The organism is Croceitalea sp. MTPC5 (assembly GCF_036985505.1).
Lineage (GTDB): Bacteria > Bacteroidota > Bacteroidia > Flavobacteriales > Flavobacteriaceae > Croceitalea.
Window position 1 is genome coordinate 475,651 of the sequence record NZ_BTGQ01000001.1, and the last position, 12,637, is coordinate 488,287.

The window sequence follows — 12,637 nt, forward strand, 5'->3', positions numbered from 1 at the left end:
ATATTCAAATAGAACCTTTAGAAAATGACAAATTATTTTAATACCCTATCATTAAGAGAAAAACTGGACCAATTAGGTAAATGCCGTTTTATGGAACCTTTTGAATTTTCTGATGGGGTCAGTGCCCTTAAAGGAAAAAAAATCGTTATCGTTGGTTGTGGTGCACAGGGATTGAACCAGGGGCTTAACATGCGTGATTCTGGTTTGGATATTTCATATGCGCTAAGAGAGGCAGCGATCAAAGAACAACGACAGTCTTATAAAAATGCAACCGAGAACAATTTCAATGTGGGTACCTATGAAGCGTTGATTCCGTCCGCGGATGTTGTCATTAACTTAACACCTGATAAACAGCATACCAATGTTGTTAGTGCAGTGATGCCTTTGATGAAAGAAGGAGCAACACTATCATATTCCCATGGTTTCAATATCGTGGAGGAAGGGATACAGATCCGCAAAGATCTTACGGTAATCATGGTAGCCCCTAAAAGCCCTGGTTCTGAAGTTCGAGAAGAATACAAAAGGGGTTTCGGGGTCCCTACTTTAATAGCAGTACATCCAGAAAATGACCCAGAAGGTAAAGGTTTGGGCCAAGCAAAAGCATATGCTGCCGGTACCGGAGGGCATAAAGCTGGCGTTCTGGAATCTTCGTTCGTGGCTGAAGTAAAATCAGATTTGATGGGTGAGCAGACCATACTTTGTGGTTTATTGCAAACAGGATCCATCCTATGTTTTGATAAAATGATTGAAAAAGGAATTGATGCCGGATATGCTTCCAAATTGATACAGTACGGGTGGGAAACTATCACGGAGGGCATGAAATATGGCGGAATCACCAATATGATGGACCGTTTGTCAAATCCAGCTAAAATAAAGGCCTTTGAATTGTCGGAAGAACTGAAAGACATCATGCGTCCGCTTTTCAGAAAGCATATGGACGATATCATGACCGGTCATTTTTCAAAGACCATGATGGAAGATTGGGCAAATGATGATAAGAACTTATTGACATGGCGGGCCGAGACTGGCGAGACCGCTTTTGAAAAAACACCAGCCGGTGCTATGGAAATTACCGAACAAGAGTTTTATGACAATGGTGTTTTGATGATTGCTTTAGTTAGAGCTGGCGTTGAGTTGGCTTTTGAATCGATGACGGAATCGGGAATTATTGCCGAATCGGCATATTACGAGTCACTTCATGAGACTCCCCTCATTGCCAATACCATTGCGAGGAAAAAACTTTTTGAAATGAACAGGGTCATTTCTGATACCGCCGAGTACGGATGCTATCTTTTTGACCATGCTTGCAAGCCGTTATTGACTGATTTCATGAAGAAAATCGATACAGATGTTATCGGCAAAGCCTTTGATACAGATGATAATGGGGTTGACAATGCAAAACTGATTCATGTGAATAAGGAACTACGGGAACATCCGGTAGAAATCGTTGGTACACGTTTAAGGGAGTCGATGACCGCAATGAAACCGATTGTTTGATAGTTGAAATGGCTATAAATAAGTAGAAATATCACATCGAGCGCCTGCTGGACGGTCAGGCTCGAGATGCTTTAAAATCGAGAAGTAGCCATTCTCAACAGCGCTTGAAATGACATGGTTCCAGTCTTTCCAGTCCTATAAAACCAACACTATGAAAAACAACATTCCAGAAAAATTTCAAATAACGGAGACTATAGATCAGACCGAATATCTGGTCAACGGAGACTTGAAATCTTGGGAAGGAAAGACCTCAGAAGTGTATTCCACAATTTCTTCAACATCTGATTATAAGCCAACATTACTCGGTAGCATTCCAGATATGGGAGAGGCAGAGGCCCTTGATGCATTGGATGCTGCTTTAAAGGCGTATGACCAAGGTCAAGGGGTATGGCCAACAATGAAGGTCAAAGACCGTATCGAATGCATGGAAAACTTCGTCAACAAGATGGAGGGGCAACGTGAAGCGGTGGTAACATTGCTGATGTGGGAAATTGGGAAATCAAAACCTGATTCATATAAAGAATTCGACCGTACCGTAGAATACATCTACGATACCATCGAAGAATATAAGCAATTGGACCGCAATAGTGCCAAGTTTCATAAGCATCAAGGTGTCTATGCCCATATTCGTCGTGGACCATTGGGTGTCGTGTTATGTTTGGGACCATACAATTATCCACTGAACGAGACTTTTGCATTGTTGATTCCTGCAATAATTATGGGGAATACGACCGTATTCAAACCTGCAAAGCATGGGGTACTGTTGATAACACCGCTTTTGGAGGCCTTTCAAACAAGTTTCCCAAAAGGAGTCGTCAATATCGTATTCGGTAGGGGTAGGGCAGTGGCTGCTCCCATAATGAAAACTGGAAAAGTGGATGTCTTGGCGTTGATCGGAAATAGTAAATCGGCCAATGCATTGCAAGAACAACACCCCAAAAGTAACCGACTTCGTTTGGTTTTAGGTTTGGAAGCTAAGAATCCAGCAATTATTTTACCAGATGCGGATCTGGATTTAACGATTGATGAAGTCATTACCGGCACCACCTCATTTAATGGCCAACGTTGCACGGCTTTAAAGGTGGTATATGTACATGAGGCAATCAAATCGGAATTTTTAAAGCGTTTTTCGAAACGCATCGATGCCTTGAAATTTGGCAACCCTTGGGAAGAGGGGGTACAATTGACCCCCTTACCAGAACCTGGAAAACCAACTTATATTCAAGAGTTATTGGATGATGCCGTAGCCAAAGGAGCTGAAATACAAAACGAAAAAGGAGGACAACATTCGGACAATTATATCTGGCCTGCAGTGTTATATCCAGTCTTAAAAGATATGAGGGTCTATCAAGAAGAACAATTCGGACCTATTATTCCGGTACTTTCTTTTCAAGATATTTCAGAACCCTTGGATGATATGGCGGAATCCAATTACGGACAACAAGTAAGTCTGTTCGGAAAAGATGTGTACAGCCTGTCGCCACTAATCGATACCTTGGCAAACTTGGTTTGTAGGGTCAATTTGAATAGCTCATGCCAACGCGGACCGGATGTATATCCATTTACGGGCAGAAAAGACTCGGCCCAAGCGACGTTGAGCGTACACGATGCGCTGCGTTCCTTCTCGATTCGAACGTTTGTGGCGTTTAAGGACAATGATTTGAACAATGAAACTATTGAACAGCTTTTGGAGGCGAAAGTGAGCAACTTTCTGAGTACGGATTATATTTTGTAGTAATTATGGTCATATACTTTTATAGAACAAGAAGGCGGTTCGGATTTTACCTCGAACCACCATTTTTTATGCACATTGCTATGCCAAGCAATTATTTGATTTCCATATTTTCAGGATTCCAATATCCGATGTGACTTACAATTTTACCTTTTTCGTTGTAGGTAGTCACATTTACTCCCTCAAAGGTAGCTTCCTTACCGTCATTGGTAATACCCTTGCCCGTCCATTTTGAAGTTGCTACCAGTCCTTTAACATAAATGTAGTCGGGGTAAAGCCCCGTGGATTTAAAAGCAGACATAAAGTTCTCTCCAATTTTAATGATTTCTTCCCTATTGTTTGGTGATGGGCTTCCATAGGGATCGTTGAGATAAACATTATCGGCAAAAGAGTTCGCCCAGATTTTGGCATTTCCACTTTGGGTAGCCTTGAAATAATCGTTCGTCCATTGTACTACCTGTTCTTCTGTTATGACTGGAGTTTCTCCAAGGATTATCTCTCCTTTTCCATCTTCAAAGAAACCATTAATTGAAGTCACCGTTAGCCAACCTCTTGCACCCTGATATTTGCCAGTTCCTCCAGTGAACTCACCCGATACCTTTATGGTCACTTGGCTTCCTTCCAATTCGAATTTTTTTGCTTTGTAGGATAGGAACAATAAATCAGTTTCAGGTGCAGAACCTTCAAACTCAAACATATTGATTTTCATTGTCCCGAAAAGTTGGTGTTTTCCGTTGTATGAAACTCGGTTCGCAGTGGCCCCGTTAATATGGGTATTCCCTTTTTTACCGTTTTCAAATTCCCAATGCCATGAACCCGTCAGTTGTCCGGCTTGGGCAAAAATAAATGGTTCTTTGTTTTGAATGGAATATCCTTCTGCGAATTGATATCCACCAATTACCTTGAATTTTAGTGTTTCTTGTGCTTTCATGATTGTAAATATTAGTAGTGTTACGAATAGAATAATACCTTTTTTCATCTTGTTCATTTTTTATTGATGTAAAAGTATTTCCGTAATCCCACTCTGGATATAACAAAAAATGGAAGGAATGTCCTATTTCTCGGATTGCTGTTCTTTGCGATACGTAGCAGGGGTTTTAAGTATATATTTCTTGAAAAATTTGCCAAAATGAGATGGTGAGGCAAAATTCAAGGTGTAGGCAATTTGTTTGATATCGTCATTGCCAAATTTCAAAAGATTCTTTGCCTCTAAAAGTAATCTTTGGTTAATATAGTGCAAGGCGTTTTTACCTGTGGTCCTTTTGATGGTCTCACTTAAGTGGTTTGGCGTGACATTCAATAAAGCCGCATATTCCTTAATACTTCTTTTTGATAAGTAATGGTTATTGATAAGATTTTGATACTTTACAAAAAGACCTTGGTCATTGGGTAATTCATTGATAGTTTTTTCTCTTTTCTGGTACAGGTCGAGGCATTTGTAAAGCACTACTTGCAAGTAGTGCTTTAGAATCTCTTCAGAAAATGAACTTCTCGGTTGATGATATTCCGAATAGAATTCTTCAAAAATGGCATCGACCCTTTCATTCCCGTTTTTATCAATCGGAATTGCATTCAGTTTATCAAGTCCAAAGAATAAAAATTGTCTTTGAAACGCTTCGGGCTTTAATGATAGGTAGTCTTGTTTGAAATTTAGGATGTATCCATCAATTTGTTGGTCCCTGACCCATGAATAAATATGATTTGGGGAAATAAAATAAAGAACGCTATTTACCTCATTGACTGTTTGTTGGTTGATGTTCAATGTGGAATTTCCAAATCTTCGAATAAATGATACTTGATAAAAATCTTTGGTGTGGGGTTGAATTGACTTAATTGAATTTTCAGTAAAATCAGAAAAGCGGTAAATATGAAGATTTGGGTTTGTAGTTTGTACTGGCACGTCGATATGCTTATACAAATCGTTCATTTCTTTAAAATGAAGTATGTTGCTGTTATTGGTCATTCACTTTATGAGGTATGGTATGGCGCTACATGGAACTTACTTTTTTATTTTTTCCAATACCAAAAAGCTTACTGCTGGGGATGGCAGATCCACTTCAGTAGCATAGGCACTATTTTCCATTTTAAGGGATGTCAATTCACGTATTTTTTCTGGCTTACCCTTTTTTAAAAGGGCCTCGTACTGCGCTTCAGATGGATATTTCGGACTCCCCATAGCAACCCATGTTTCGTATGGATTCGTATTTTCTTGATCAATCTGATATTGGGTTAAAGAGAATGCTTTAAACGGAATATTTCTTAGTTCTAATTTTAAGTTTACTGCCTGCCTTTTCATCAATTCCTTTTGTGCTGTGGTGGGCTCAGGCATGTCCACTTCCGGGTCATGCGTATTCGCATCAAAATCCGTTTTGTTGTACACCATTAGCACAAGGGAATCTTTTCCCTTTAATGTGGCCATCACACCAAAATAGCGTTGCATATCTTTAGGAATGTCCACATCGATGTAGGTATCCCCTAATTCAGCAATCTTATCCATTACCGTCAATACCGGTTTAGGTACCAACCGATACTGTGTGCTGTCTTTAGGGTTATAGAATAAAGCGTGCGTTGTACGCGCGTGCCATCCCCCCATAAAGGCATGGTCGTTACTTTGAAAGGTATAGTTGACTTTCGCCGAATCAATCAACTTTTTTTGGTGTACATCGATATTTTGGGCCACAAAAGCCGCATACCAAGCACCGCGGCGCCACCAAAAATCCCTGGACCAGCCGGCCATCGGATCCGCTTCATCATTGATAAAAGGAAGTTCGGTAAACTTAGGATGGTTTTTTCTGATATAACCCACGGTAGTCAATTCCCGTTTCAACATATCATACGGATCATCTTTCATATGCACCGAAATGAAGTCTAATCGAACCCCTTGTTTCCCGGTAAAAAAATTGATGCCCGAATCACAATGTGCCAATAATTCTTTGAAGACGGGTTGTAAATCGTTGGCAGTACCAGGTCCACCAAAGCGTAAATTCGCATCGGCTTCCCGCAATCCCTCAGAACATGCGTCATAATAATTCAAAAATGTGGCGACATCATATTTCCAGAAAAAATCAAGGTCAGGCTCATTAGTCGTTTCAAAATACCACGAGCGTATGGTTTCTTTTCCATAACGACTTTCTAAGTGTAGGGCTAAATCGGTTACAAATTTTTTCCAAAGGTGAATTTGCTCCGGATTTTCAAGGTTATCAAAATCGGTGCTGTAATCATTGATGTCAACAGTATTTGATGGTGTTCCCATAAGCTCAAAAATCATTTTGAGATCATTGTTCACGATTTCATCCAGTACGGCATCCAATCTTGACCAGTCATACCGAGGTGTTTCAGAAGCTAACTGCTGCACGGTAATAAGATTCAAAAGATAGTGCGGTCGAATATAACCCAGACCTTTGTCGGGTAGTTCACCAATATCCCTTAAAACATCCTTCATTTCATTTTGCCCCACCATTTGGGCAGGGGAAAAACCCGTAGCTGTCCAAAAAGGAACCAATTGCTTTTGGGGTTGGGAAAAATCAATCGTTATGGCCCTTTTAGTCGATTTTTCTGAAGGGGCACATGAAAAGATAAGCACGATTAGTAGCAAATAACACCTATTCCTCATTCTGTACATTGAATTTTTAGTTGCCTTAAGATAGCTTTAATTTTAAAACCAAATCCCATAAAAAAAGCAGAAGTCGAAATACAACTTCTGCTTTAACCCATAAACCAACTTTTTTCTGAAGCGCTACGAAACCCTTAGGGAATTGTAGTAATACCTAAATATTCTCAGCGAGCCAATTACCTACTTCACTGGTTTTATACGCTTTTCCCCCTTCTGCCAAGTCTTCGGTAACAACACCATCTGCCAATGACTTGTTTACTACCTCACGAATGGCTTGGGCTTCATCGTTTAGTCCGAAAGCCGTTTCAAACATCATGGCTGCGGAAAGCACCGTTGCAAGTGGATTTGCGATATCTTTACCCGCTGCTTGTGGATACGATCCATGAATCGGTTCAAACAGGGCTGTTTTCTCACCTAAAGATGCTGAGGGCATCAAGCCCATAGAGCCTGATATTACAGAAGCTTCATCGGTCAAAATATCCCCAAACAAATTTTCGGTGATCAAGACATCGTAATCGCTTGGCCATTGTACCAATCGCATTGCCACGGCATCTACGAACTCATACGAAACCTCCACCTCTGGATATTCTTTTTCCATGGCCTGGACCGTTTCGCGCCACAAACGGGAAGATTCCAAAACATTGGCTTTATCGACACAACATAATTTTTTGCCTCGGGCCATGGCTGCTTCAAATCCTTTTTTAGCCAATCGCTGTATTTCAAAGCGTTGATAACTCATGGTATCGAAAGCGGTATTTCCATCATCTTTTCTTCCACGCTCCCCAAAATACACACCGCTGGTCAGTTCACGGAAAAAGACCAAATCAGTTCCTTCTATACGCTCTCTTTTTAAGGGCGACTTGTCAATTAGGGATGGAAAAGTAAATGTCGGGCGTACGTTGGCAAAAAGCCCCAATTTTTGCCTCATTTTTAACAATCCCTGCTCTGGGCGCACTTTGGCCGAGGGGTCATTGTCGAAACGGGGGTGCCCAATCGCACCGAACAAAACGGCATCAGCAGCTTCGCAAACGGCATGGGTCTCATCAGGATAGGGTTCACCCACTGCATCAATGGCCGCAGCCCCAGTGAGTGCTGGTGCCCATGTAATCTCATGTCCGAATTTGTTGGCAACCGCGTCTACGACTTTTACGGCTTGATCTATAACTTCAGGTCCGATTCCGTCTCCTGCCAATAAGGCGATGTTCATTTTCATATTTTACTCGCTTTACGCTTAAAACGCCTTACGCAATGCGCTTTTCGTCTTTTGCTTTTTGTTAAATCTTGTTTATTAAATTATTTGTACTTCGTCTTACTTTATTGACCTTATCTAAAATAGTTTTAAACGAGTCGTTGTCAACATACCCTAGAATCCTTTGCTAAAATCGTAAAATACTCTAATTCGCTAGCAGAACCTTGAGAAATAATTGGAAAACGTCGGAACTCCGCATTGGATTCTCGACCACATCCTTCAACAATATTAGAAGAAATAGAATAAGCTGCTCTTCTCATCTGCGAAGTCATTCCATATAACTCTTCTTTTGGAAAATCTTTGGTAATGCGATAGATTTCTAAAGTAATTTCATGTCCTAATTCCCAAACCTTATATTTTTTAAAATCTCTCATTTAAACTAAGACAAAACGCGAATAGCGTTAAGCCGATTTGCGAATGGCCAATTATATTATGTTGAGCATTTTTTCAGTAGCTTTTATGGCAGACACCGTTTGGTCTGAATCTAAACCTGTCGTCATAAAATCTTGTTTTTTACCCTTCCATGTTATCATAGTTTCACAGAGGGCGTCAGAATTACTTCCTGGGGGAATACGAACTGCATAATCGATTAAGGTTGGAAGTTTAATTTCAATCCTATTGTATACTTTGTGCAAGGCATTCATAAAAGCATCAAACTGACCATCGCCTTGGGCGTTTTCTTCAAAGACCTTTCCGTCAACTTCTATTGAAAGCGTAGTTGAAGGTTGTAAGCCTTTTGCATGGGTCAATACATAAGACTTGATGAAAACTTTTTGTTGAAAAGCCGAACTGTCAAGCACATCAGAAATAATATAGGGCAAGTCTTCTTTGGTAACCTTTTCTTTTTTATCACCAAGTTCTATGATTCGCGCTGTAACTGTTTTAAGCTCATCATCATTTAAGGTTAGGCCCAACTCTTGTAAATTCTTTTGAATATTTGCCTTACCAGACATTTTACCCAAGGCATATTTACGTTTTCTACCGAAACGCTCGGGCATTAAATCGCTAAAGTAAAGATTATTCTTACTATCTCCATCTGCATGAATTCCAGCAGTTTGCGTAAAAACATTATCACCTACAATTGGTTTGTTCGCAGGAATTCCAAAGCCTGTAAATGCCGATACTAATTTGCTGACCTTATACAGTGAAGATTCATTTACCGCCGTTTTCGCGTCAGGTAAAAAATCATTTATAACGGCAATGGTGCTTGCCAATGGCGCATTGCCAGCACGTTCTCCCATTCCATTAACGGTTAAGTGCAAACCATGGCAACCCGCTTTAACCGCTTCCATGACATTGGCCACCCCTAAATCATAGTCATTATGACCATGAAAATCAAAATGACTATTTGGATACCGTTTTATAATCTTTTCTAAATACTCAAAAGTTTCGGTATGGGTTAAAATTCCGAGAGTATCGGGCAACAATATTCTCTTGATGGGCTGTGTTACCAGAAAATCTAAAAATCGAAAAACGTAATCTTGTGAGTTTCGCATACCATTACTCCAATCTTCTAGGTATACGTTGGTTTGAATGCCAGATTCCCTTGCTAAATGGATTACCTTTTCTATTTCGGCAAAGTGTTGTTCCGGGGTCTTTTTTAACTGATGGGTCAAATGATTCAAAGAACCTTTGGTTAATAGGTTTTGAACTTTTGCACCGGCCTTTTTCATCCATTCAATGGAAGTGCCCCCATCTACGAAGGTCAACACTTCAACTTTGTCGGCACAGTGATTTTCAGCTGCCCATGTCGTGATATTCCTTACCGCATTGAATTCCCCTTCAGAAACCCGTGCAGAAGCAACTTCTATACGGTCAACTTTAAGCTCGCCAAGTAACAATTTAGCAAGGGTAAGTTTTTCTGAAGCGGTAAAAGATACGCCTGAGGTTTGTTCACCATCCCTAAGGGTGGTGTCCATAATTTCAATGGTTCTCGCCATTATTCGTATTAAAAAGGTCTTGTTTCGGCAAAGGTTTGAATGTCTTCTTTAAGATTCAATAGGTAATCAATATCATCAAATCCGTTAGATAGGTTGCCTTTTTTATATTCATTGATACCAAAAGTCTCCAGTTCTCCAGTTGCTAAAATGGTAATGGTCTGTTCTGGTAAATTCACTTCGAATTCCGTTTTTGGATCTGCTTCGATGGCCTTAAAAACCTTATCGAGAAATTCAGGGCTTATTTGAACTGGAAGTACACCGATATTCAAACAATTATTACGGAAAATATCAGCAAAAAAGCTAGAAACCACACATCGAAACCCATAGTCATAAACCGCCCATGCCGCATGTTCCCTAGAGGAACCCGAACCAAAGTTTTTACCTCCTACTAAAATTTTACCACTGTAAATGGGATTGTTCAAGACAAAATGCTCTTTGGGTGTATTATCTGGGTTATACCTCCAATCCCGAAATAGGTTATCGCCAAAACCTTTACGCTCCGTAGCCTTTAAGAAACGTGCGGGAATAATTTGGTCCGTATCCACATTTTCTATAGGAAGTGGAACTGCGGTGCTTTTTAATATGTTGAATTTATCGTATGCCATTTTTGATAGTTTTATGCGCTAATCGCTTTACGTCATGCGCAGTTAAATTTTGTTGATCAAATTGTTTAAACTTCTTTTTACTTTATTGACCTCATCGTCAAACTTTTCAAAATCTTGTTCCTTAAGAAAATTTAAATCTTTAGCAAGAATTAGAAAATATTCCAATTCACTTGCAGAACCTTGCGAAATGACTAAAAAACGTCTGAATTCCGCATCAGACTCACGACCACAGCCTTCAGCTATATTTGCTGGAATCGAATACGATGATCTTCTCATTTGGGAAGGAATACCATAGGTTTCTTCTTTAGGAAACTTTTTGGTCATGGCATAAATAGCTAAAGTCAATTGATGGCCCAATTCCCAAACCTTATATTTCCTGTAATCCCTCATCTTTATTAATGATCCAATTCTATTTCCTCTAAGCGTAAAGCGAATTGCGCTTAGCGAACAACCATTTCCTCCATTAATTCCCTAGGATCGGTCACCTTACCGGTAACTGCGGCTGCCGCGGCAACTAATGGACTGGCCAATAATGTTCTAGCCCCAGGCCCCTGGCGACCTTCAAAGTTTCTATTCGATGTGCTTACAGCATATTTTCCTGCCGGAATTTTATCATCGTTCATGGCCAAACACGCAGAGCAGCCTGGTTCACGAAGTTGGAAACCAGCATCATGCAAAATATTCAAGATCCCTTCTTCTTTAATGGCATCTTCTACCTTGTGGGAACCTGGTACCAGCCAAGCAGTGACATTATCCGCTTTTTTCCTTCCTTTTACAATAGAGGCGAATGCCCTAAAATCTTCAATACGTCCATTGGTACAACTTCCCAAAAAGACAAAATCAATGGGTTTCCCCTTGATGTCGTCACCTTCATTAAAATCCATATACGCCAATGACTTTCTATACGTAGCAACACCACCTTCCATGGTTTCCGCCGTCGGAATTCCATTGCTGATTCCCGTGCCCATGCCTGGATTTGTACCATAGGTAATCATCGGTTCAATATCGGCAGCATCAAAAGTCAATTCTTTGTCGAACTCTGCATTGTCTTCTGAATAAAGGGTTTGCCAGTAGTCCATGGCCTTGTTCCAAGCTTCACCCTTTGGGGTGAATTCCCTTCCTTTGATATATTCAAAGGTTTTCTCATCAGGCGCTATCATACCGCCACGTGCGCCCATTTCAATACTTAGGTTACACACGGTCATACGACCTTCCATACTCATGTTTCTGAAAACTTCACCTGCATATTCCACAAAATAACCTGTTGCTCCGGAGGTGGATAATTTTGAAATGATATAAAGCGCAACATCTTTTGGGGTAACCCCAAAACTAAGTTCCCCATTAATGTTGATACGCATACTTTTGGGTTTTGGTTGCATGATGCACTGTGTTGCCAATACCATCTCAACTTCAGAAGTACCAATACCAAAGGCTATAGCACCAAAAGCACCATGGGTGGAGGTATGCGAATCACCACATACTATGGTTGCACCAGGTAACGTAATGCCATTTTCTGGACCGATTACATGAACGATACCGTTTTTTTCATGGCCTAGGCCCCAATAGGGAATACCATGTTCAGTCGCATTTTTTTCAAGGGCTTCAAGCTGATTTGCCGATAGCGGATCGGCTACTGGTAAATGTTGGTTAATAGTGGGGGTGTTATGATCTGCAGTTGCGAAAGTCCGTTCTGGATATAAAACAGGAGTACTTCTATTCTTTAAACCCAAAAATGCAACCGGACTGGTTACCTCATGAACCAAATGACGGTCAATAAAGAACACATCCGGACCATTATTTATTCTTTTTACTACGTGGGCATCCCAGACCTTATCAAAGAGTGTATTGCTCATGTTATCAACGTTTCAATTTTGACTTGCTAATGTAAAAATTGTGGTTGTAATGACAGGTGTTCGTACCAAAGTAAATTACGACGTTCAAGGACATTCCGAACTCAATAACGCCATTGTTTTCTATGGGAATGTATGGACTTTACATACT

General features: G+C 40.4%; 11 protein-coding genes. 2 read left to right on the top strand and 9 right to left on the bottom strand.

What is annotated here, in order from left to right; translation table 11 throughout:
• The first annotated feature begins 24 nt into the window (after window positions 1–24).
• Window positions 25–1,497, top strand: coding sequence for a ketol-acid reductoisomerase (gene ilvC, locus AACM45_RS02185; protein ID WP_339140425.1), 1,473 nt, complete (start codon window positions 25–27; stop codon window positions 1,495–1,497).
• A gap of 151 nt (window positions 1,498–1,648) precedes the next feature.
• Window positions 1,649–3,232 carry an NADP-dependent glyceraldehyde-3-phosphate dehydrogenase gene (locus AACM45_RS02190; RefSeq protein ID WP_339140426.1) on the top strand — a complete coding sequence of 528 codons (1,584 nt, stop codon included), beginning with the start codon at window positions 1,649–1,651 and terminating at the stop codon, window positions 3,230–3,232.
• A gap of 91 nt (window positions 3,233–3,323) precedes the next feature.
• On the opposite strand, the gene AACM45_RS02195 is transcribed toward AACM45_RS02190, so the two are convergent.
• The 9 genes from AACM45_RS02195 to leuC all read right to left on the bottom strand — a co-directional run bounded on the left by AACM45_RS02195 (window position 3,324) and on the right by leuC (window position 12,489).
• Window positions 3,324–4,160 carry a nuclear transport factor 2 family protein gene (locus AACM45_RS02195; protein WP_339140427.1) on the bottom strand — a complete coding sequence of 279 codons (837 nt, stop codon included), beginning with the start codon at window positions 4,158–4,160 and terminating at the stop codon, window positions 3,324–3,326.
• A 123-nt stretch (window positions 4,161–4,283) separates the two neighbouring features.
• The gene (locus AACM45_RS02200) at window positions 4,284–5,192 is read right to left on the bottom strand and encodes a helix-turn-helix domain-containing protein (RefSeq protein WP_339140428.1); all 909 of its coding nucleotides are present in this window, start codon (window positions 5,190–5,192) and stop codon (window positions 4,284–4,286) included.
• A 36-nt stretch (window positions 5,193–5,228) separates the two neighbouring features.
• Entirely contained in the window at window positions 5,229–6,842 is a 1,614-nt protein-coding gene (locus tag AACM45_RS02205; RefSeq protein WP_339140429.1) for a GH39 family glycosyl hydrolase, read from the bottom strand.
• Window positions 6,843–6,996: 154 nt separating this feature from the next.
• Window positions 6,997–8,055 carry a 3-isopropylmalate dehydrogenase gene (gene leuB, locus AACM45_RS02210; protein ID WP_339140430.1) on the bottom strand — a complete coding sequence of 353 codons (1,059 nt, stop codon included), beginning with the start codon at window positions 8,053–8,055 and terminating at the stop codon, window positions 6,997–6,999.
• A 140-nt stretch (window positions 8,056–8,195) separates the two neighbouring features.
• Entirely contained in the window at window positions 8,196–8,465 is a 270-nt protein-coding gene (locus AACM45_RS02215) for a four helix bundle protein (protein ID WP_339140431.1), read from the bottom strand.
• Window positions 8,466–8,516: 51 nt separating this feature from the next.
• The gene (locus AACM45_RS02220) at window positions 8,517–10,031 is read right to left on the bottom strand and encodes an alpha-isopropylmalate synthase regulatory domain-containing protein (protein WP_445227718.1); all 1,515 of its coding nucleotides are present in this window, start codon (window positions 10,029–10,031) and stop codon (window positions 8,517–8,519) included.
• Between the two features lie 8 nt (window positions 10,032–10,039).
• A complete protein-coding gene (leuD, locus tag AACM45_RS02225; RefSeq protein ID WP_339140432.1) occupies window positions 10,040–10,636 on the bottom strand; it encodes a 3-isopropylmalate dehydratase small subunit in 597 nt (198 codons plus the stop codon).
• Between the two features lie 42 nt (window positions 10,637–10,678).
• A complete protein-coding gene (locus tag AACM45_RS02230; protein ID WP_339140433.1) occupies window positions 10,679–11,026 on the bottom strand; it encodes a four helix bundle protein in 348 nt (115 codons plus the stop codon).
• 50 nt (window positions 11,027–11,076) lie between these two features.
• Window positions 11,077–12,489, bottom strand: coding sequence for a 3-isopropylmalate dehydratase large subunit (leuC, locus tag AACM45_RS02235; protein WP_339140434.1), 1,413 nt, complete (start codon window positions 12,487–12,489; stop codon window positions 11,077–11,079).
• Between the last annotated feature and the right edge of the window lie 148 nt (window positions 12,490–12,637).